Genomic DNA, 21,114 nt, shown 5'->3' on the forward strand with positions numbered 1-21,114 from the left:
GGAGTGCGCTTCGCCCGTCAGATCTCCTCCCCCTCCCTCACCCGGGCGGGGACCACTTTGACGGCTCCTCCCCGCCCGGCAAGCTCCCGATGGATATGGGCAAGGAACCGGATCGTGACCACCTTGTGGAGGGTGGCCTGGGTTACGCGGTAGAGGGTCTTTCTGAGAGGCGACGGAGTGGCGCTGCCGAGGATGAGCGGACAGTAACCGCTGAGGCAGAGGGTAAGCCGCACGCTCTCCTCGTCTGCCGCCACGGTGAACGCAAGCTCCCCCCGGCGACGCTGTCCGGATTGGACGAGGATTCCGCCGCAGATGCCGAGGGAGAGGGATTCCTGCGACGCCTCCCGGCTCCCGCGGGGAGCGGTGAAGCTGATGAGGCTCCGGGCCGTGCCGGCGAGGCAGAACTCGACCCTTTCGCCCGTCCGACGGGGGCGGATCAGCGTGCAGGTGAACCCCCTGATATACGCCAGGTACCGCTCGAGGAGCCAGGCGGGAGTGACTCCCGCAGCGAGACGGCCGGGGAGTGTCGTCCATTGGATGGAGAAGACTGACGAATCTTCGAGAAGGATCTGCTGGCAGGCGATCTCCCGGGGGAGCATGGCGTCGTCGCGGGGCATCGTGACCTCCGCGGAGAACGATACCACATCCGGCGCCACCTGTCTCTCCTCACCGTCCCCCCCTTGCCTTCGGCCCGGAGTGTGTACAATTGATAGAACAGCCGTGGCAGCATGGAGTCCCCCGCAGAGGGAGCCGGTCACCTTTGGTCACCCCTTCAAGATCGCCCTTGCGGAAGGGAAGGAGAGCGACTACAATGAGCCCCGCTTCACGTCTGCCCGACAATTCCGGTCGCCACGACCGACACGGAGGAGCATATGAAAAAGATTGGTGTCGTCCTTTCCGGCTGCGGTGTCTTCGACGGCAGCGAGATCCACGAGGCGGTCCTGACCCTGCTCGCCATCGACCGCAGCGGCGCCGAGACGCTCTGCATGGCCCCCGACATGGAATTCCGCGAGGTGAACCATCTCACCTCCCAGGAAACCGGCGCCATGCGCAACGTCCTGGTTGAATCGGCCCGGATCGCCCGGGGGAAAATCCGCGACCTGAAAACGGTCACGGCGGCCGACCTCGACGCCATCATCTTCCCCGGCGGTTTCGGCGCAGCCAAGAATCTCTGCACCTTCGCCGAAAAGGGAGCCGCCGCCACCATCCACCCCGAGGCCGCCCGCCTCATCCGCGAGATGGCCGCGGCGAAGAAGCCCATCGGTGCCATCTGCATCGCACCGGCCCTCATCGCCGCCACCCTCGGCCGCGACTTCAGGCCGAAGGTGACCATCGGCACCGACGCCGGTACCGCCGCAGCCATCGCCGAGACGGGGAGCGAGCATGTCTCCTGCCCCGTCACCGAGTTCGTGGTGGACCGGGAGAACCGGATCGTCACCACCCCCGCCTACATGCTCGCCTCCCGGATCTCCGAGGCGGCGGCGGGGATCGAGAAGGCAGTGAAGGCCGTAATAGAAATGGCCTGAACAACCAGGCAACACTCAGACCAAGGAGGGAATCTGCAATGAAGAAAATCGTTTTTCTGGCAAGCCTTGTTCTCATGCTCGCCGTCGGGAGCGGATCGGCCCTGGCGGACAGCATCAAGGGGAGACTGGGGGTCACGGGGCGCATCGGCTTCCTGCTCCCCGCCGATAGCGACTTCGAGAACCTCAAGCTCGAAAGCGACGCCGGCTTCCTTGGTGGCGGCGGGTTCATCTACGGCATCACCGACAACCTCGCCGCCGAGATCGACGTCACCCGTTCTGAATTCGGAACCAATCGGGTCGATGGCCGGGATGAGGGGGATTTCGGTATTACCAACATCTCCCTCGGCGTCCAGTACCGCTTCCTGATTCCCCAGCCGAAGCTCGTCCCCTATGCAGGGGCAGGGCTCGACATTCTCGTGAGCGACTACAAGCGCCCCAACGGCTTCAACGCCGACGTCGACACCACCGTCGGGGTTCATATCTGCGGCGGAATCGACTATTTCTTCATGAAGCAGCTCGCCCTGAACGCGGAGATAAAAGGGATCGTCGCCCCGCAGGTCGACATCCATGCCCCGGACGGATCGGGCAACTTCGACCCGAGCGGCGTCTCCGGCACGGTGGGCATACGTTTCTTCTTCAACTGACGGACACAGCACGGGCGGTCCGCCAGGGTCGCCCGTGCATACCCCTCTCTCCTTACCCCCTCCTCTCTTCGCATTGCTTCAAAACGCTTCGCATCTGTGCAAACAGTCAGCACCGCCGTCGCAGACGCCCTTTTACGGCTTCCAGCCCCCTTTCCAAAAATTTTTTCTTGACCGAAACGCATTGGAAACAAAGTGTAGTAAAATGATATACACATCCGTCACCGTCCGATCTTACCGGAACTGTTACTAAAATCCGTTTCCTCTCCCCGCTCTGAGCGCTGGCACGAATCGTGTACCGCTCAAGAGAGACAACGGTGGGGCAAACGGCGACACCGCACCGTACCGCAGCCGGGAAGAAGGGGTAGAGCCCTGCTGCAGGAGCGTTTCCATCGGGCGCATTTGGTGCTCCGGTGGGGACAGATTGATACCGGGGGGCGGGCTATGGACACGACAGTCATTGACGAGGCCATCGACAAGTACGTCAACGAGCGGATGGAAAAGGGACGCAAGTCAGCCGCGGAGCGGTTCCTCTCCTACGCGTACCTCCGCTACGGCGGGGACGAACTGAATGAATTCCTGAAGAAGGTGCGGGGGCTCACCCGGTATTACGTCGACTTTCTCACCCTGATGGAGAACCCCTTCAAGGGGCCGGAGCTTGCCTGGCTCGCCTCCATGATCACGGTGGGGGCCGTCTCCTGCATCATGATGGGGGACGAAGAGATGCGTATCACCGGCATCTTCCTCTTCTCCGGAACGGTGGTCCACGCATTCTCCCTGCTTCGGATGGTGGCGAAGAAGTGGCGGGAGATCGGTGTCATGATTGCCATCTACCGGGAGATCATCGAGATCGTCGAGCAGGAGGCCCAAAGCCTCGTCTGACACGGCGAATCCCTGTGCAGTGTGAGGGCGGCCCCGAGGCCGCCCTTTTTCGTTCTGGTTGATTTCAGTGCGAGTCCCGCTGGCCGAAAACGGGGAAAATCCGGGCGAGGATGACGAAAAAGACGAAGGGCACCGCTCCCACGGCAAGGGCGCCGAAGAGCCCTTCCTTGAAGGTCTCGAAATCGTGGGGCCAGATCGGAAGGTGGTAGTGCATGAAGCCGGCGAAGGAGGCGGAGAAGGCCTGGCCGCCGATGACCACGTTCCAGCGCATCATGAAGACGCCGAAGAGGACCAGGATGGTCCCCACCACCGCCCGCCGGACGGTGAGCCCCGGGAGCAGGAAGAGCACGAACGGGACGAGGTTGCCGAGGCCGTACTGGAGGACGAAGATGGCCGTGAAGTCCTTGCCGTAGATCACGCTCCGGAGGATGTCCCACGACTTCACCGCCGTGTAGCCGCGAAAGATCAGGTCGAGGAGCTCCAAGGTGATGGCGAGGATCAGGAACATGACGAGGTAGCGGGAGGTCATCCGCACTACGTTCTCCTCCACCCCCCCCAGGTCGGTTGGCGAGGGGAGCGCCGGATTCTCCCGCCGGCGCCATGCGGCCATGAGTTTCCGGATCTCCATGGTCGCGATGTAGGTGAGGATGCAGAGGGCGATCCCCGACACCACGGCGGAGCAGATGAAGATGACCGGCATGAGGGGGGTCATCCAGAGAGCGTTGGCCTTCACCGATCCGAAGATGAAGCCGGCGTAGCCGTGGAGGAAGCAGGCCACCGGGATGCCGACGCCGGCCAGGACCTTCACCCCCTTCTCGTCCTGCTCCAGGGCATGGTGGCTCACATCCCAGGCGCCGAGGACCAGAAGGGAGTAGAGCCGCATCAGGCCTGTTTCCTGAAGGGTCCGGTCCCGCTTCTCCCGCAGCACGTGGACGGTGGCGACGAAATGCCCCCGGTAGACGAACCAGAGTTCCGAGGCGACGATCATCCCGTAGGTGATAAAGACGATGCCGAAGGCGGCGATGGCCGAGGTGAAGTGGGGGGTCATGAGGACGTGGTGGTTGCGCAGGGGCTGCTGGAGGTGGAGCAGCAGCGGCATCGGGGCGCAGGGGAGGAGCGCGAAGGAGAAGACCAGGGAGAACCGGGCGATCTCCTTCAACTGCTTCACCCCGAAGACGTGGTAGAGGGACGAGAGCACGAAGGCACCGGCCACGAGACCGGTCAGAAACGGGTACATCACGATCTGGATGGTCCAGTAGATGTACTCGTTGGGATAGACGAAGAGCTCCTTGACGGTCCAGGCCTCACCGTGCACCATGGCTAGCGTACCTCCCTGGTGAGCCCCACGTAGTAGACCTGGGGCTTGGTTCCGTACTCCTCCTTGAGGATGCCGACCCGGCCGGCGAGGACCGTCTTCGTCACCGGATCGTCGGGGTCACGGAGGTTGCCGATCTTTCGGGCGCCGAAGGGGCAGGCATCGACACAGGCACTCTTCATCCCCCTGGAGATCCGGTGATAGCAGAAGTTGCACTTCTCGGCCACGTGGTGAACCGGGTGGAAGAAGCGGACGCCGTAGGGACACCCCATGATGCAGTAGCCGCAACCGATGCACCACTTCCGGTCCACGAGCACCACCCCGTCGGCCGTCTGGTAGGTGGCCCCCACGGGGCAGACCTGCACGCACGGCGGATTCTCGCATTGGTTGCAGAGCTTCGGCACGAAGAACGACTTTTCGATCTCGCCGGCGGGAACCTCGGCGTACTTCCCCTCCCCCAACTCGATCTTTCCGGTCGTGAACCCGTCACGGGCAGCCCGGGGGGAATCGATCAGGACGCTGCCGTCCCTCTTCACCACGTAGCGCTCCACCCAGGTCCGGGAGACGTTGGCGTCATAGGGAACCTCGTTCTCGAGCTTGCACGCCTTCACGCAGAAGCCGCAGCCGACACAGGCGTAAGCATCCACGAGGAAGGCCCAGCGAAGCTCGGGCCGGGCGGCGAGGAGACGCTCCGGGTCAATCAGTTCCAAAGCCGCGGCCGGCACCGCCAGACCGGCCACGACCAGCATGCTCCGCTTGAGAAACTCACGTCTGTCCATGGCGTTTCAGCTCCTCCAGGTTCGGATGGTGGGGGTCGTGGCAGAGGCTGCATTCAGCCCCGGGGTTGTGGGTTTCGGGATTGATGCCGCGGATCCGCGCCCTGCCACTCGACGGCGTGTCGAGCTTCGCATGGCAGCGGATGCAGAGCGTGCGGCTGCGGTCGATGGTGAGGGTGGGCGGGTCCTTCGGATGGCCGAGGGCGGGGCCGTGGCAGTTCTCGCAGGCAATGGCACCGTGGGGCGAGCGGCCGATGCTCTCCACCTTTTCCCCGTGACACTCCCGGCAGTAGGCTGTGGTCCGGTACTTAACGGTGACGGCCTTCCACTCCGCCTCGTTCCCTTCCCGATGCCAGCCGTACATGTATCCCCGCTCCCCCACACCGAAATCTTTCGGCACGAGAACGTGGCGTGCCAGAAGGATCAGCGCCACGAGGCCGACTGCGACGAACAGGGGTCGCCAGACATGACTTTTCACCGGGAACTCCTTCTTGGCGGGGATGGGCGGAGCACACTGTGGCCGTATCCGTACAATTTCAACACATCGTTTTACGTATTATACCTAAACAGTCTGCAAGTATCAAATTCACACACAACACAAAGCAATAAAATATAACTTTGTTATAGCTATTGGTGCGAAATTCATGATTGCCGCTCCCCCTCCCGGCTCTCCTTTTGGGCTCAAGGGGGGACGACTGTCACGTCGCAGCGGGGCCGATTGTCCGCAGGGTGTCGAGGATCACCGCCGGCTCCAGCCGTTTCGTATAGTCGGCATCCACGAACGAGAGGCGGACGGTCATCGAGCGGTCCACGATGAACGTGCCGGGGAGCGGCAGTTCCCACGATTCGTCGCCGTTATACTCGGCGAGATCAACGCCGAACCCGAGGTAGATTTTACGCACCTCCGCGGCGACCGGATAGACCAGGCCGAAGCGACGGGCCACGTCGTTGCCGACGTCGCTCAACACCTCGTACTGGAGGAAATTCTTGAGGAGCGTCGCCTGGGATTTGTCGGGGGTTTGGGGTGAGATGGCGAAGAGTTCACCCCCCAGCGACCGGAGCTCGGGGAGGATCTTCTGATAGGCCCGCAACTGCAGGCTGCAGTACGGTCACCAGGCGCCGCGGTAAAAGGTGATCACCGCCGCGCCGCGGGGAAGCGCGGCCGAGAGGCGAATCTCCTTTCCCACGGCATTGGGGAGGGAAAAATCGGGGGAACGCGCCCCCACCTTCAGGACGCGAGCGGTGATGCCGGAAAGGAGGAGCTCCTCCGTCGCCTTGCGCATCGTCTCGGAGACATCGGCGGGGGTCTTGGCCAGATAGCTTTCCCGCAGTTCGTCCAGTTCCTTCTGCAGGTCAACGGTCAGTTTTGATACGTCATCGGACACGGTCCCTCCCCCCTTCCGCAGCCGCATCCCCGGAGGGGGAAAGACGGTGCCGAACCGCCAAAACCGTCCTGTCAGGCGGCCTCGTAGGTATTGTTGTCCCGGCGGCGCCGTTCGGGCCCCGAATACCGCCGGTCGTTCCCCCGCCGCAGCGGGTCACGCGACACGGCGACCCATCCGTCCGAGCGCAGAAACGCCGCAATCCTCCCCGAGGAGATGAACTCCTGCAGCCGCCACGGCTTGATCATATCGTAGCTGTCGTCGGTGTACCGGACTCGAATGAGCATCCGCGTAACCTCCCTTCGGGAAAACTGGGCGGAAACGGTCGATTTGCCTCCATTTTAGCACCGGGAACCCCCCTGTCAAACCGGACCGGACCGGAGGCCCGGCGGCATCTGTGGGAAGCGCTTCAGCGCGCGACTGAGGTGTGAAGGGTGAGGAGGGGCGCCGTGGTGGGAAAAAGGGCGGTCAGGAGACGCTTTTCTGACGAGCCGTCACGCGGGTAAAGAGGAACAGTCCGGAGAAGATGAAGGCGCCCCCGGCCAGCTGCCGCGGCGTCGGGTTCTCCCCCAGAAAGAGGGAGGCCCAGATGATGGCCCCGATGGGCTCGCCGAGGATGCTGACCGACACGACGGAGGCCTGGACGTAGCGGAGCACCCAGTTGAAGACGGTATGCCCCAGAACCGTGCAGACCGCCGCCAGAGCCAGGAAGAGGAGCCAGTCGCGGAGAGGGTAGGGATGGAACGGCGCTCGGGTCGCGGCGCTCGCCACCACCAGGACGAGGGAGCTCGCTCCGTAGGTGACGAAGGTGTAGCCGTGGATCTCGACGCCGGCCCGCAGGCGGCGGCCGATGAGGAGGTATCCTGAAACGAAGATGGCGGCCGCCAGGGCCAGGAGATCCCCCCAAAGGGCCTCCATCCCTGCCTGGAAGTCGCCGGCGCCGATGACGACGCTCCCCAGCAGGGCAAGCCCCCCCCCGACCAATGCGAGGCGCGGCACCTTCTCGCTGAAGAAGAGCCAGGAACCGAGCACCACGAAGACCGGTTGGATAGTCACGATCACCACCGAACTGGCGACGCTCGTGTAATTCAGGGAGATGAACCAGGTGACGAGGTGGAGGGCGAGAAAGACGCCGCTGGCGGCGGCAAGGCCCCGCTGGCGCCAGCTCATCCGGCGCACGCCGGAAAACCGCTCGAGTGCCGAGAGGGGTGCCAGAAGGAGAAAGGTGAAGAGGAGGCGGTAGGTGGCGATGATGACCGGCGGTGCGGTTGCCAGCCGCACGAAAAGGGCCGAGAAGGAGACGGCAAAAACCCCTACCAGGACGGCCAGGTAGGGGTTGATCCACGGCTTTGCGGGGTGGTGGTCGGTCACGGAACTACTCTCCCAGGTAGGCCTTCCTCACTTCCGGATTCTCCGCAAGCTCTTTTGCCGGGCCCTGGAGCACGACTTCGCCGGTCTCCAGCACGTAGGCGCGATGGGCGATGGAGAGGGCCATGTGGGCGTTCTGCTCCACGAGCATGATCGTGGTGCCGGCCTTGTTGATCTCCTGGATGATCTCGAAGATCTTCTCGACGAGCATCGGCGCCAGCCCCATGGAGGGTTCGTCGAGGAGGAGGAGGCGCGGCTGGGACATGAGCGCCCGCCCCATGGCGAGCATCTGCTGCTCTCCCCCCGAGAGGGTCTTGGCCAGCTGCTTGCGCCGCTCCGCCAGACGGGGGAAGAGGTGGAAGATCCGGTCCATCTCCTCCGCGATCCCCTTGCGGTCGCTGCGGATGTAGGCCCCCATCTCCAGGTTCTCAAGAACGCTCATCTTGGCGAAGACCCGCCGCCCCTCGGGGACCTGGCAGATCCCCCGCTTGACGATCTCGTGGGGGGGGACCCTGGTGATATCCTCGTCCTCGAAGACCACACTCCCCGCCGCTGCCGGGAAGATGCCGGATATGGTGTTGAGGGTCGTGGTCTTCCCCGCGCCGTTGGCGCCGATGAGGGCGACGATCTCCCCCTTCTCCACCCGGCATGAGAGGTTGACGAGGGCCTTGATGGCCTTGTAGCTGACGGAGAGGTTTTCGACAACAAGCATGCTTCTATTCCTTATCGCGGAACGTTATTTTTTTGCGGCGCCAGGCTTAATGTGTCGCCCCTTTGCCGAGATAGGCCTCAATCACCTGGGGATTGGCGCGGATCTCCTCCGGTTTCCCCTCGGCGATCTTGACCCCGTAGTCGAGGACCGCGATCCGGTCGGAGAGCCCCATGACGAACTTCATGTCGTGCTCCACGAGGAAAACGGTGACGCCGGTGGCGCGGATCTTCTTCACCATCTCCAGCAGCACCTGTTTCTCCTGCGGGTTCATGCCGGCCGCCGGCTCGTCCAGGAGGATCAGGTCGGGCTTGAGGGCCAGGGCCCGGGCGATCTCCAGGCGGCGCTGCTCGCCGTAGGGGAGGTTCACCGCCATCTCATAGGCGCGGTGGGCAAGGTCCACCTGATTGAGGCACTCGATGGCCCACTCGGCCAGCTCCCCCTCCTCCTTGCGGACCCAGGGGGCGACTTTCATGAGGGCGCCGGTCAGATTCCACGAACCGCGGGTATGGGCGCCGATCAGGACGTTGTCGAGGACCGACTGCTCGGCGAAGAGACGGATGTTCTGGAAGGTGCGGCCGATGCCCGCCGCGGCGATCCGGTGGGTCTTCGCGCCGCTGATCCGCTCTCCCTTGAAGGTGATGGTCCCTTCGGTGGGGGCGTAGATACCGGTGATCAGGTTGAACATGGTGCTCTTGCCAGCACCGTTGGGGCCGATGAGGGAGAGGATCTCCCCCTTCTCCACCGTCAGGTTGACGCTGTCCACGGCCACCAGGCCGCCGAAGCGGATCGTTACGTTATCGAGTTTGAGCAGCGACATGGTTGCAGTCCCGTTACTGTCTGTGACGTTCGGTTATCTCCGCGGTCTTCGGCTTCTTTCCGAAGCTGCGGAGCACGAGTTCGGTGAAGTTCACCCCGCCGAGGAGCCCGTTGGGGCGAAACACCATCATGAAGACCAGCAGCCCCCCGTAGACGAGCATCCGGTACTGGGACATGAAGCGGAGGAACTCCGGTGCGGCGGCCAGCACCGAGGCGCCGAAGACCGTGCCGGCGATGCTCCCGAGACCGCCGAGGACCATCATGCTCAGGATGTCGACCGATTTCAGGAAGCCGAAGTCCGACGGGTTGATGTAGTTGATGAAGTGGGCGTAGAGGCTCCCCCCCACCCCGGCCAGGAAGGAGCCGACGGCGAAGGATTGGATCTTGTAGCGGGTGATGTTGATCCCCATGGCTTCGGCGGCGATCTCGTCGTCGCGGATCGCCTTGAGGGCCCGGCCGAAGCGGGACTCCTTCATGAAGCAGACGAACATGATAGCGAGGATCGCCACCCCCCAGACGTAGAACGGCATCGGGATCACCGACTTGGGGGGCGGAACCGTGAGGCCGAGGGCCTTGTTGGTGACGTCGAGGTTGAGGAAGACAACCTTCACGATCTCCGCGAAGCCCAGGGTGCAGATGGCGAGGTAATCGCCGGTGAGGCGCAGGATCGGGTACCCTATGGCGGCCCCGATGGCGGCGGCCACCAGTCCCGAACAGAGGATATTCAGGCCGTAGGGGAGCGCCAGCTTGGTCGCAATGAGCGCACTGGCAAAGGCGCCGATGCTCATGAAGGCGGCGTGGCCAAGGGAGAGCTGGCCGGTGATCCCGGTGATGACGTTCAGCCCCAGGGCCAGAACGATGGCGATCCCGATATTGACCACGATCTGGAGGATATAGGGATCCACCAGGGCGACGATGTGCTGCAGAGCCTCACCCATATGTTCGTTACACCTTTTTCTGGATTTTCTGCCCGAGAAGTCCCGTCGGCTTCACCAGGAGCACGAGGACGAGGATCGCGAAGGCGATGGCGTCGCGGTACGACGAAAAGCCCGCCGCGACACCGAAGACCTCGGCCACCCCCAGCAAAAGCCCGCCGAGCATGGCGCCGGGGATGGAGCCGATCCCCCCGAGAACCGCCGCGGAGAAGGCCTTGAGGCCCGCCATGAGTCCCATGTTGAAGCTCACGGCATTGAAGAGAAGGCCGACGAGGACCCCGCCCGCCGCCGCCAGGGCGGAGCCGAGGGCGAAGGTGAAGGAGATGATCCGGTTGACGTTGATCCCCATGAGGGCGGCAGTGTTGTAATCCTCGGAGGTGGCCCGCATCGCCTTGCCGGTCTTGGTCTTCTGGACGATGAACTCGAGGCCGAGCATGAGCGCGGCGGAAACGCCGATGATCAGGAGTTGCAGGGTGGAGATCTCCGCCCCGAAGAGCTTGATCTGGCGCACCGGGAAGGCGTTGTCGGGATACCCCTTGGCATCGGCGCCAAAGACCATGAGGGCGAGGGTGGAAAGAAAGATAGAGACCCCGATGGCGGAGATGAGGGCCGAAAGCCGCGACGACTTCCGTAGCGGACGGTAGGCGATCTGTTCGATCACTACCCCCATCACCATGCAGAAGACCATGGCGCCGGCCATGGCCACGAAGATGTTGAGCTTGAGGATCGTGACCATGAAGAGCCCGACGAAGGCGCCGGCCATGAAGATCTCGCCGTGGGCGAAGTTGATGAGCGCGATGATGCCGTACACCATCGTGTAGCCCAGGGCAATGAGCGCGTAGGTGCTGCCCAGGGCGATCCCGTTGATAAGCTGCTGCAGGAGCATGCGCGTTCCTCTCTGCGCGGATATTTTTGAGTGGATTTGGTGCGACTTTGGAGCGAGGGCTCGGGACGGTGCGCTGCACTGGGCACAGGAAAAAGCCTCGACAGGTCCGACATGTATACCACAGTGCCCGGAGATTGTGCAAGCGGAAGTATCAACTTTGTGTTGATTCTGTCGAAATTTTGTATGGCGGGACAAAAAACGGGGGCAGGTTCGAACCCCTGCCCCCGGAGGGAAAAACTAGGCGATCCAGTCGTCGTCCTCTTCGATGGGAGCGAAGCCCCGCCGCATGGTGTTTTCGGTCACCACCCGCGGGTCCATGAAGTGGAGGAGGTAGTCCGGCCCCCCCGCCTTGGTGCCGACCCCGGACATCCGCGAGCCGCCGAAGGGCTGCCGCTCCACGAGGGCGCCGGTGTTGTTCCGGTTGATGTAGAGGTTCCCCACCCGGAACTCCCGCCGGGCCTTGGCCAGGTGCTCGGGGCTGCGGCTGAAGATCCCGCCGGTGAGGGCGAAGCGGGTGGAATTGGCCCACTCGATGGCCTGGTCGAAGTCCTTGGCCCTCATCACCGCCAGGACCGGCCCGAAGATCTCCTCCTGGGCGATGCGGTGCTCGGGCTTGATGCCGCCGATGATGGTCATGGGGACGTAGTACCCCTCCCCTGCCGGCACCGGGCTCTCGTAGAGGAGATGCCCTTCCCGCTTCCCAATCTCGGCGTACTCCCGGATACTCTTCTGGGCCTTGTCGTCGGCCACGGCCCCCATGTAGTAGGTGGGGTCCTCCGAGGGGCCCACCTGGGTCGCCTTCGCCATGGAGACGAGACGTTCCACGAACTTTTCGTAGACCGCGTCCAGCACGATGACCCGGGAGCAGGCGGAGCACTTCTGCCCCTGGAAGCCGAAGGCCGAGTAGAGGACATGCGGTACCGCCTCGTCCAGATCGGCGTCGTCGTCGATGATGATGGCGTTCTTCCCCCCCATCTCGGCAATGATCTTCTTCACGTTGGCCTGGCCCGGATGGACCTTTGCCGCCCGCTCGATGATCCGCAACCCCGTCTCCATGGAGCCGGTGAAGGCGATGAGGCTCACGTCCTGGTGATCCACCAGGTAGTCACCCATGACCGAACCGCGCCCCGGCGTGTAGTTGAAGACCCCGTCGGGAAGCCCCGCCTCCCGGAAGAGCTCCACCAGGTGCCAGCCGATGATGGAGGTGATCCCCGACGGCTTGAAGACGACGCAGTTGCCGGTGACGATGGCCGCCGAAACCATCCCCATGCTGATGGCCAGGGGGAAGTTCCACGGGGCGATGACCGCTGCCACCCCCTTGGGCTCGTAGAGGTAGTGGTTCAGCTCCCCCGGGGCGTGCCCCACCCGCCGGGGAGAGCCGAGCCGGATCATCTCCCGGGCGTAGTATTCGAGAAAGTCGATCGCCTCGGTGACGTCGGCGTAGGCCTGGTCCCACTGCTTGCCGATCTCCAGGACCTGCCAGGCGGAGAGCTCGAAGCTCCGCTTCCGGGCCGCCCGGGCCGCCTTCAGCAGGTACTCGGCCCGGCTCCGCGGGTCGGTGTCGCGCCATGCCGGGAATGCGGCCTTGGCGGCGACGATGGCGTCCCCCACCTCCGTGGTCCCGGCCTGGCAGATCTCCCCGAGGACTTCAGACGGTTTGTTGGGGTTCACCGTGGGGATCAGGTCGCTGGTCCGGATCTCCCGGCCGTTGATAAAGAGCGGATAGTTCTCGCCGAGCTGGCTCCGGACCTGGGCGATGGCGGCCGGGAAGGCGGTGCGGTGGTCGGCGCGAGTGAAGTCCACCATGGCCTCGTTCTCGAAGGGGGGAACTCCGCCGGGGCCTTTCCGCTCCTTCTTCGGTTTCGCCGCCCGGGCGGCCCGCTCCCGCTCGGCCGTGGCGACTGGGTCCTCCAGGAGCCGCTCGACCTGGGCATCCTCGGCAAAGCTCTGGCGCAGGAACGACTCGTTTGCAGTGTTCTCCAGGAGCCGCCGGACCAGGTACCCCATCCCCGGCACCATGTCGCCGTAAGGGGAGTAGAGGCGGATGCGGCCGGCCACCTTGAGGATCCCCTTGCGCACCGGCTCGGCCATCCCGTAGAGGACCTGGAACTCGTAGCGCTCCTCCGGCACGTTCAGCTCCTTCGCCATCTCCATCACCGCGGAGATGGTCCGGATGTTGTGGGAGGCGCAGGCAAAGTGGCAGATCCGGTGGTTCTCCAGAATCCGGCGCGCCTGGCGCTCATAGGCGGCATCGCTCTCGGCCTTGATGGTCCAGACCGGGATCTCCCAGTCGTTCTGCTTCGCCTTCACCGTCTCGTAGTCCCAGTAGGCCCCCTTCACGAGGCGGATGGAGATCTGGACCCCGCGCTCCTTCGCCCAGGCGAGAAGAGCGTCCAGATCCCTGTCCGTATCCTTCAGGTAGGCCTGGAGCACGATGCCGAGGTGGGGATAGGCCGGGTACTCCAGCTTGAGGCGCCGGAAGACCTCCAGGGTGATCTCCTTGTGGCGGTATGACTCCATGTCGATACAGAGGAAGCCGTTCAGCTCCATCACCTTCTGGAAGATGCGGCGCATCCGGTTCAGGATGGCAACCACCGACCCCTCGAAATCCTGGGGATTGGCGAGGCAGAAGAGCGCCGTTGGCTTCACCGCCACGTTGACCTTGGGAGCATGGCCCCAGTCGAGGTTCGGATCGCCCCCCGTGCCCGGCAACCCCTTCCAGCTTCCCTGCTCTTTCTTAAGGGCCTCCAGGAGCTCCAGATAGGTGGTGGTGTAGACCTCGGCTTCCGCCTCCGACAGGGTCGCCTCGCCGAGCACGTCCACCACAGCGGCAAACTCCTCTTTTCTCAGCTTCTCAAGATTCTTCACCGCCTCCTTCGTATTCTCGCCGACGATGAACTGCCGCGCCATCTCCTCAATGTTGGAGGTGAGCACCTTGTTCAGCACGGCTCCGCCGAGGGAGCCGAGCATCCCGGCCACCTTGGCCCCGGTGGCCATGAAGGCAGGCATATCCTGCTCGGCCCCGAAGTACTCGCGGATATGCTCCGTCAGGAGCTTGCTGGTGGTGAGAGAAGGAAAGACGTCCACGAACCGGAACATCTGGATCTTGAACTGCTCGTTCTTCATGCTCCAGTCCATCACCTTCCCCATCCAGGCCCCCTTGTTGAAGAGGGAGGGCTTCTCGCCGGAGATGGTGGAGAAGAATTCCTTGCCGCGGGCGACGATTCTGGCGTTCAGATCGCTGTTCTGCATGGGCTTGCTCCTTTGCTGCATAGCGGTGTGCCGACACGGACCGTGTCCATGGGACAACATCTACCATCGGACAAAATTTCTGTCAATGGTTTAACCATTAGAATTATGCATCGATTGTGGTATGGTTTGAATTGCCCCGGACGGAGTGCTATAAAGGTACGACCATTGTAACCCTGCATCATGACGATGCAACGGGAGGAGCGCCGGATGTTTCGCAAGGCCAAGCAGAACCGGATTTTTCAGGATGTGGTAGATCAGATCCAGGACGCCATCGTCGAAGGGCGGCTCAAGGCGGGTGACCAGCTCCCCGCCGAGCGGAAGCTTCAGGAGGAGTTCAACGTCAGCCGGGGGACCCTCAGGGAGGCGCTGCGGGTCCTGGAGCAGAAGGGACTCATCGAGATCCGGACCGGCGTGGCGGGCGGCTCCGTCATCAAGGGGGTTTCCACCGAACAGGTAAGCGAAAGCCTGGCGCTTCTGATTCGCTACCAGAAGGTGCCGCTGAGCAAACTGGCCGAGTTCCGGGAAGGGGTCGAGGGGATCGTGGCGGGATTGGCCGCGGAGCGGGCCACGGAGGGAGACATCGGGCGGCTCCGCGATCTGCTGGAACGCGCCGGCCAGCACCTCGACCAAGGCGAACCGTTCTGGGACGCGTTCGTCCGCACCGACGAGGAGCTCCATCTCGCCCTGGCGGAAGTCACCGCCAACCCCCTCTTCATCACGGTCCTCACCACGGTCTACCACAACATCCACACCTACTACGAGAGCTACCTCCCGATGGAGGAGTCGGTGCTGCGGGAGAACTACCAGGATCTGCGCGACATCGTCGCCGCCGTCGGTGAGCGGGAGGCGGCCCGGGCGACGGAGCTTGCCCGGGGCCACGTGCGGCGCTTCAATGAACGGATGGAGCAGCGGGGGGCGGCGTAAACCGCTCCGGCACAAAAAAACCCCGCAGGACGGAACGCCTGCGGGGTCTTCACTGACAAGGCGCCGCGCGAACGGCGCCTTTTTTCATGCTAGTCCATCTTGACCGGAACCTTGGCCTTGAGGACGTACTTGCCACCCTTCACTTCGAGGAGGGCAAGCGGCGACTTGATCGGCTCGCGGTTGGCGCGGATGGTGATGGTGCCAGAGACCCCTTCGAAGTTCTTGGTCTGGCCGAGGGCGGCCTTGAACACCTTCGGGTCGGTGCTGTTGCCACGCTTCATGGCGTCGGCAATGAGCATGATCGCATCGTACCCCTGGGCGTCGAAGAGGCCGGGTTCGGTGCCGTTGTGCTTCGCCTTGAACGCCTCGACGAACTTCGCCGTGGCCGGGGAGGCCTGCTCCGGGGAGAAGCCGAGGGCGGACATGGTCCCTTCCACCGCATCGCCGCCAAGCTCGATGAGCTTCGGCGAGAAGAGGCCGTCGCCGCCGAACATCTTCGCCTTGAGCCCCTGCTTCCGGGCCTCTTTCATGATGAGGGCCCCTTCGGTGTAGTAGCCGGAGAAGAAGATGACATCGGGCTTCTTCGCCTTGATGTTGGTGATCTGGGCACTGAAATCCTTGTCGCCGTCCTTCACCTTCTCATCGGCAACGATCTCGATCCCCTTCCCCTTCGCCGCATCGCGGAAGGTCTGGGAAAGCCCGACGCTGTAGTCGTTGTTGTCGGAGGTGATGACCGCAACCTTCTTGTAGCCGAGGTCCTTGGCGAAGAAGTCGATGCAGGCCGGGATGGCGACGCTGTCGAGCAGGGTGTCGCGGTAGATGAAGTCACCGTTCTCCACGACGCCCGGGCCGGTAGCGCCGGCGGAGATGAGGACCACCTGGGCCTTCTGGGCGATGGGGGCGGCAACCTTGGTAATGCCAGTGGTGGGGTCGCCGACGATGGCGACGACGCCGTCACGGCTGATCAGCTTCTGGGTGACCGAGGCCCCTTCCTGCTTGTCGCCACGGTTGTCGGCCTCGACGATCTCGATCTTCTTGCCGTTGATCCCCCCCTTGGCATTGATCTCGTCGGCGGCCATCTTCATCCCCTCGAGGGTCGGCTTGCCGAACATGGCGACGTCGCCGGTGAGGGCTCCGAGGAACCCGATCTTGACGGTGTTCCCTTCGGCGGACTTGGCGGCTTCGCCCCCTTCCTTCTTCTTGCAGCCGGCGCCGGCCACGAGGGCGGCCGCAACGGCGGCGGTCATCAGCACCGACCCGATCTTACGAATCTTCATAGTTCTCCTCCTTGAAAAGATTGCACGCTGGACGGAAAGTTACCGGCCGCCACCCTGCTTCATCAGGACGTCGACCATGTCGTTGGCTTCCTTGAGCTTGTCATTGAGCTTCTTCAGCTCGTCGGCGGAGTAAACCTTCTTCCCCTTCTTGATCTCGGCGTTGAGCTTCTTGATCTTCTTCTGAAGGGAGTCGACCTCGTTCGAACAGTTCTTGGAGGCGAGGAGGCACATGTCCTTCTCTTCCTTGGTCATCTGGTGCCCGTCCATCTGGTGCTCCTGGGCAAGGGCGGGGGCAGCGGAAAGGGCAACGGCGGTCATCAGCAGCAGGGCCAGCTTCTTCATGGGGTAACCTCCTGTTCGCAAATCTGTGGTTTGGGGGGAGCCGGGGAGGGATTCCCTCCCCGGCCGGGTTGGCGACATTAGAAGACGTAATTGAGGATGATCGACGCCATGTAGGGGTTGCGGGGATCTTCGCCGTTCAGGGCGACACCCTTGTAGTAGTCGCCGAGGATGACGTAGGCGCCCCGGGCAATGGCGGTCAGGTTATCGTAGACCTTGTAGTCGACATGGGTGCTGACCTCGGTGCCGAGGTAGTTGCTGCTGTTGGCTGCACCGGTCTTCAGGTTGGTCGGTTTGTGCAGGTTGTCCTTGGCGACGGCGGCGAAGCCGGCATTGACGGTTGCGGAGAGTTTCGGGGTAAACGGCATGTCATAGCCGATGAAGCCGGCAACGACCCCCTGGTCCTGATTGTTGCTGGAGTAGACGATGGCGTTGTCCGTGGTCATGGCGTAGGGGTCACGGAAGAGGATCTGCAGATCACCGTTGTAGAACCCGTGCTCCGTGTCGACGCTGTTGACGCTCTGGAAGGCATTGCTGGTGTGGGAGGTCTGATTCCCCCCGTCGCCCGAGATGTAGAGGAACTCGGAGCGGGCCGTCCCCGGCCCGGCCTTGACGCGGGCGCCGACGTTGCCGGCAAAGGCGCTGATGTGGCGGTTGACCGGGGCCTCAAGGTTGCCGAACTGGTAGACGAAGAAGCCGTCCAGGGTCACCGGACCGAAAGAGGTCTCGGCATTGAGGCCGAGGGTATGGGTGATGTTGGTGTTGCCCGCCTGTTGGTTGAGGAATCCCGGCGTCGCTGCAAAATTACGATCGTCATTGATCATGTAGTAGGCGCCGCCGACCTTCACGTTTGCAGCAGCCTGGTACTTGACGTCCAGGGCCACCATGTCGCGGGACCGCTTGCCTGCGGCAACCTTCGGAGCAAGGTTCGGCCCGTCGTCGTTGAAGCGGAAGAAGCCGATGGAGTTGGTGAACTTGCCATAGGATGCCGTCGCCAGGGCACCGGCCATATCGGCGTCGAACATGATCCCCTTGAACGAGTCGTTGTAAGGCTGGATACCGACCTTCATGTTGACCGGAACCTTGGGGATGTTGAAGTCGAGGTAGATGTTCTTGGTCTCCAGGTTGGTCTGGTCGGCGCCGATGGCTCCGCCGTTATTCCTCGTTTTGCCATTCGAGTTGTAGGAGTTGTCGCCCCACCGGGAGTCGATCTCGAAATGGGTGACCAGCTTCAGGTCGTCGTTCGCCTTGGCGATGTACATCAGGCGCGCGCGCTGCTCGAAGTAAGCTGTCGTCGGGGCCTTCTTGTCTTTTCCTGCAGGGTCGTAGGGGCCATCGCCGTTAAAGTTGTCAATCACTGAGTTCAGCCGGTACATCCCGTGGAACTCGTTCTCCAGCGCCATGGCGGGGACGGCGACCGCAACCGACAGAGCAGCGGTGGCAGATGCTACGATGACTTTCTTCTTGAATCCCATGTACTCCTCCTTCTTCGTTGATTGAAATTGCATCGTGATGCTCATGAAAGGTCCTGCGTTCGGCGGGTATTCCCTCTCGACCACCTCCCTTCACAATGAAAAAAGCGACCTCGTTGCCGCGCTGACCGCAGCTTCAGAGAATCTGGCTCAGGAAAAGCCTGGTCCGGTCATGGGTGGGGCTGGTGAAGAAATGCTCCGGCGTCCCCTCCTCCACGATCTTTCCGTAATCCATGAAGATGACCCGGTCGGCCACCTCACGGGCGAACCCCATCTCGTGGGTGACCACCACCATGGTCATCCCTTCCCGGGCGAGGCTCTTCATGACGTCGAGCACCTCGCCGATCATCTCCGGATCCAGGGCCGAGGTCGGCTCGTCGAAGAGCATCAGCTTCGGATCCATGGCAAGTGAACGGGCGATGGCGACCCGCTGCTGCTGCCCCCCCGAAAGCTTGCCGGGGTAGGCGTCGGCCTTGTCCGCAAGCCCCACCTTCCGCAGGAGCGTCATGGCCTTGTCGGCGGCCTCCCGCTTCGTCCGTTTGCGGACCACGAGTTGGGCCAGGGTGATGTTTTCGAGAACCGTTTTGTGGGGGAAGAGGTTGAAGGACTGGAACACCATGCCGACCTCTTCCCGCAGCTTGTTGATGTCGGTCCGGGGGTCGTAGAGATCGATCCCGTCCACGATGATCCGTCCGCCGTCGATCTGTTCGAGACGGTTCAGCGACCGGAGGAGGGTGCTCTTCCCCGAACCGGAAGGACCGATGATGACCACTTTTTCGCCGTCGCGGACGTCGAACGAAACCCGGTCCAGCGCCTTGAGGGAGCCGTACTGCTTGACGACGTCCCGCACCTCGACCATGCCGCGGCGTTCAATTCCCTGCACTGATCCGCTCCTCCATGATTCCGATGAGTTTAGACAAAAAGAGGGTGATGATCAGGTACACCAGGGCGATCACCGTGTAGGTCTCGAAGTAGGTGAAGCTCTCCGAGGCGAACTCTCGCCCGCGGCGAAGGATGTCGGCCACCGCCAGGATGGAGACGAGGGACGAATCCTTGAGCAGAGCGATGAACTCGTTGCCGATGGGGGGAAGGACCACCTTGACCGCCTGGGGGAGGATGACGTGGCGCATCGCCTCCCCCCGGGTCATGCCGAGGGAGCGCGCCGCCTCCATCTGCCCCTTGGGAATCGACTGGATACCCGCCCGGAAGACCTCACCCATGTAGGCACCGTAACAGAACGCCATGGCAACGATGGCGCTGGCGATGTCCGGCACATGGACGAAACGGCCGAGGGCGTAGTAGATGTAGAACAACTGGACGAGCAGCGGAATGCCGCGGATGACCTCGACGTAGAGAGAGGCGAGGCCGTTGAGGAGCCGGTTGGACGCGATCCGGCCAAGTCCCGCGACAAGGCCGATGACCAGCGCCAGGAGAATGGCCCCGACGGTAACCTCGAAGGTGACGAGGATGCCGTCGGGGACGAACTTCAGGATAGCGAGATACGGGTCGGGCCTGGTGACCGCAAGGTAGACGAGAAGGATGACGGCGCCGAAAAAGGCAAAGCGCCATGCGGTGAAGAGACCGATGTCGCTTTTGCTCGGGATCGCGGCGCCGTCGCCGACTTCGATGGCAGGCCGTGCCCTTTCGAGATCAGCCATTTATCTCAGCCACTTCTTCCGGAGCTGATCTTCGATCTTCTTGGCCTGCACGGCCTTGATCCCCTTGTTGAGCAGCGCCACGAGCTCTTTGTCACCCTTCTTGACCACGATGCCGTAGGCCTCGGAGGTGAACGACTTGCCGACGATCTTGAACTTGTTCTTGTACTCGGCCTTCTGCAGGGCGTAATGGGCGGCGGTCGGCTCGTCGCAGACAACGCCGGAGATGCGACCGGCGGCCATGTCTTCGAAGGCGAGGCCGATCTCGTCATAGTTCTTCAGCTCCACGCCCTGGACCTTCTTGATCTCGAAGGCGCCGGTGGTGCCGATCTGGGCCCCGACCTTCTTCCCCTTGAGGTCGGCGATCTTGGCCGCCCGGGCCTCGGTCTTGGGGACCACGAGGATCTGGCCTATCTGGATGTAGGGGTCGGAAAAGTCGTACTGCTTCTTGCGCTCGTCGGTGATGGTCACGGAGGAGATGATCGCGTCATAGCGCCCGCCGGTGAGGCCGGCAAAGATCCCGTCCCACGCCGTATTCTTGTACTCAACGGTCAAACCCGCCTCTTTGGCGATGGCGTTCATCAGGTCGATGTCGAACCCGACGATCTTCTTGTTGGCGTCGACCATCTCCATCGGCGGCCAGGTGGCATCGGTGGCGACGGCAATGGTCCGCTTTCCGGCGGCGGCAGCCTGCTGCGGAGCAGCGGAGACGGAACAGATGCCGACCAGCGCGATCAGAGTGAGGGCACGGCGAATGATGTTCATACTTCCTCCCTTTTGTTAATGGCACTCAAAACCCTTTAGCAGGGCTTTAAACGTGGCTACTTTTAAATTTATTTGCCCGTAATGTCAATTGTTTTTGCGATTGCGGCAGCCGCGCGGACGGCATTATCAGTTTACTTTCACGGGGAAATGTTTAAAAATATCAAACCAGTTGTCACCTTTCTGTAAACAAT

22 protein-coding genes are annotated in these 21,114 nt (G+C 62.8%); 4 read left to right on the top strand and 18 right to left on the bottom strand.

What is annotated here, in order from left to right:
* Positions 1–17: 17 nt before the first annotated feature.
* Positions 18–656, bottom strand: a complete 639-nt coding sequence (locus GPICK_RS15765) for a hypothetical protein (protein ID WP_236685592.1) — start codon at positions 654–656, stop codon at positions 18–20.
* Positions 657–872: 216 nt separating this feature from the next.
* On the opposite strand from GPICK_RS15765, the gene elbB reads away from it, so the two are divergent.
* From elbB to GPICK_RS15780, 3 genes are all read left to right on the top strand, one after another.
* Entirely contained in the window at positions 873–1,526 is a 654-nt protein-coding gene (gene elbB / locus GPICK_RS15770; protein WP_039744824.1) for an isoprenoid biosynthesis glyoxalase ElbB, read from the top strand.
* 38 nt (positions 1,527–1,564) lie between these two features.
* Entirely contained in the window at positions 1,565–2,170 is a 606-nt protein-coding gene (locus GPICK_RS15775; protein WP_039744826.1) for a porin family protein, read from the top strand.
* A 441-nt stretch (positions 2,171–2,611) separates the two neighbouring features.
* A complete protein-coding gene (locus GPICK_RS15780) occupies positions 2,612–3,049 on the top strand; it encodes a GSU0071 family protein (RefSeq protein WP_039744828.1) in 438 nt (145 codons plus the stop codon).
* A gap of 64 nt (positions 3,050–3,113) precedes the next feature.
* Here the strand turns inward: GPICK_RS15780 and nrfD are convergent, their stop codons facing one another.
* From nrfD to pruA, 11 genes are all read right to left on the bottom strand, one after another.
* Positions 3,114–4,367 (bottom strand): NrfD/PsrC family molybdoenzyme membrane anchor subunit, encoded by a 1,254-nt coding sequence (gene nrfD, locus GPICK_RS15785; protein WP_039744830.1) that lies wholly within the window; start codon positions 4,365–4,367, stop codon positions 3,114–3,116.
* Between the two features lie 2 nt (positions 4,368–4,369).
* Positions 4,370–5,143, bottom strand: a complete 774-nt coding sequence (locus GPICK_RS15790; protein WP_039744831.1) for a 4Fe-4S dicluster domain-containing protein — start codon at positions 5,141–5,143, stop codon at positions 4,370–4,372.
* On the bottom strand, positions 5,130–5,618 hold the full coding sequence (locus GPICK_RS15795; RefSeq protein ID WP_039744832.1) for a cytochrome c3 family protein: 489 nt from the start codon (positions 5,616–5,618) through the stop codon (positions 5,130–5,132). Before GPICK_RS15795 ends, GPICK_RS15790 begins: the two co-directional genes overlap by 14 nt.
* A gap of 220 nt (positions 5,619–5,838) precedes the next feature.
* Entirely contained in the window at positions 5,839–6,552 is a 714-nt protein-coding gene (locus tag GPICK_RS15800) for a peroxiredoxin-like family protein (protein ID WP_144400110.1), read from the bottom strand.
* Between the two features lie 44 nt (positions 6,553–6,596).
* On the bottom strand, positions 6,597–6,809 hold the full coding sequence (locus GPICK_RS15805) for a GSU3473 family protein (protein WP_039744834.1): 213 nt from the start codon (positions 6,807–6,809) through the stop codon (positions 6,597–6,599).
* Positions 6,810–6,990: 181 nt separating this feature from the next.
* Positions 6,991–7,893: a DMT family transporter gene (locus GPICK_RS15810; RefSeq protein WP_039744835.1), complete on the bottom strand. Its 903-nt coding sequence runs from the start codon at positions 7,891–7,893 to the stop codon at positions 6,991–6,993.
* A gap of 4 nt (positions 7,894–7,897) precedes the next feature.
* The gene (locus tag GPICK_RS15815; protein ID WP_039744836.1) at positions 7,898–8,602 is read right to left on the bottom strand and encodes an ABC transporter ATP-binding protein; all 705 of its coding nucleotides are present in this window, start codon (positions 8,600–8,602) and stop codon (positions 7,898–7,900) included.
* Positions 8,603–8,648: 46 nt separating this feature from the next.
* On the bottom strand, positions 8,649–9,419 hold the full coding sequence (locus GPICK_RS15820) for an ABC transporter ATP-binding protein (RefSeq protein WP_039744838.1): 771 nt from the start codon (positions 9,417–9,419) through the stop codon (positions 8,649–8,651).
* 13 nt (positions 9,420–9,432) lie between these two features.
* On the bottom strand, positions 9,433–10,356 hold the full coding sequence (locus tag GPICK_RS15825; protein ID WP_039744840.1) for a branched-chain amino acid ABC transporter permease: 924 nt from the start codon (positions 10,354–10,356) through the stop codon (positions 9,433–9,435).
* A 7-nt stretch (positions 10,357–10,363) separates the two neighbouring features.
* A complete protein-coding gene (locus GPICK_RS15830) occupies positions 10,364–11,239 on the bottom strand; it encodes a branched-chain amino acid ABC transporter permease (RefSeq protein ID WP_039744842.1) in 876 nt (291 codons plus the stop codon).
* Between the two features lie 237 nt (positions 11,240–11,476).
* Positions 11,477–14,491 (bottom strand): L-glutamate gamma-semialdehyde dehydrogenase, encoded by a 3,015-nt coding sequence (pruA, locus tag GPICK_RS15835; RefSeq protein ID WP_039744844.1) that lies wholly within the window; start codon positions 14,489–14,491, stop codon positions 11,477–11,479.
* Between the two features lie 180 nt (positions 14,492–14,671).
* On the opposite strand from pruA, the gene GPICK_RS15840 reads away from it, so the two are divergent.
* Positions 14,672–15,415 carry a FadR/GntR family transcriptional regulator gene (locus tag GPICK_RS15840; protein ID WP_236685593.1) on the top strand — a complete coding sequence of 248 codons (744 nt, stop codon included), beginning with the start codon at positions 14,672–14,674 and terminating at the stop codon, positions 15,413–15,415.
* An 89-nt stretch (positions 15,416–15,504) separates the two neighbouring features.
* Here GPICK_RS15840 and GPICK_RS15845 read toward each other — a convergent pair whose 3' ends face one another.
* From GPICK_RS15845 to GPICK_RS15870, 6 genes are all read right to left on the bottom strand, one after another.
* Positions 15,505–16,692 carry an ABC transporter substrate-binding protein gene (locus GPICK_RS15845; RefSeq protein WP_039744847.1) on the bottom strand — a complete coding sequence of 396 codons (1,188 nt, stop codon included), beginning with the start codon at positions 16,690–16,692 and terminating at the stop codon, positions 15,505–15,507.
* Between the two features lie 39 nt (positions 16,693–16,731).
* A complete protein-coding gene (locus tag GPICK_RS15850) occupies positions 16,732–17,034 on the bottom strand; it encodes a hypothetical protein (RefSeq protein ID WP_039744848.1) in 303 nt (100 codons plus the stop codon).
* A 77-nt stretch (positions 17,035–17,111) separates the two neighbouring features.
* Complete coding sequence (locus GPICK_RS15855; protein ID WP_039744849.1) at positions 17,112–18,506, bottom strand: membrane protein; 1,395 nt, start codon at positions 18,504–18,506, stop codon at positions 17,112–17,114.
* Between the two features lie 133 nt (positions 18,507–18,639).
* Positions 18,640–19,362: an amino acid ABC transporter ATP-binding protein gene (locus GPICK_RS15860; RefSeq protein ID WP_039745865.1), complete on the bottom strand. Its 723-nt coding sequence runs from the start codon at positions 19,360–19,362 to the stop codon at positions 18,640–18,642.
* A gap of 10 nt (positions 19,363–19,372) precedes the next feature.
* Positions 19,373–20,161 (bottom strand): amino acid ABC transporter permease, encoded by a 789-nt coding sequence (locus GPICK_RS15865; RefSeq protein WP_039744850.1) that lies wholly within the window; start codon positions 20,159–20,161, stop codon positions 19,373–19,375.
* Entirely contained in the window at positions 20,162–20,923 is a 762-nt protein-coding gene (locus tag GPICK_RS15870; RefSeq protein WP_039744851.1) for a basic amino acid ABC transporter substrate-binding protein, read from the bottom strand.
* Positions 20,924–21,114: the final 191 nt, after the last annotated feature.

Origin of the sequence: Geobacter pickeringii (assembly GCF_000817955.1) — a bacterium.
GTDB classification, from domain to species: domain Bacteria; phylum Desulfobacterota; class Desulfuromonadia; order Geobacterales; family Geobacteraceae; genus Geobacter; species Geobacter pickeringii.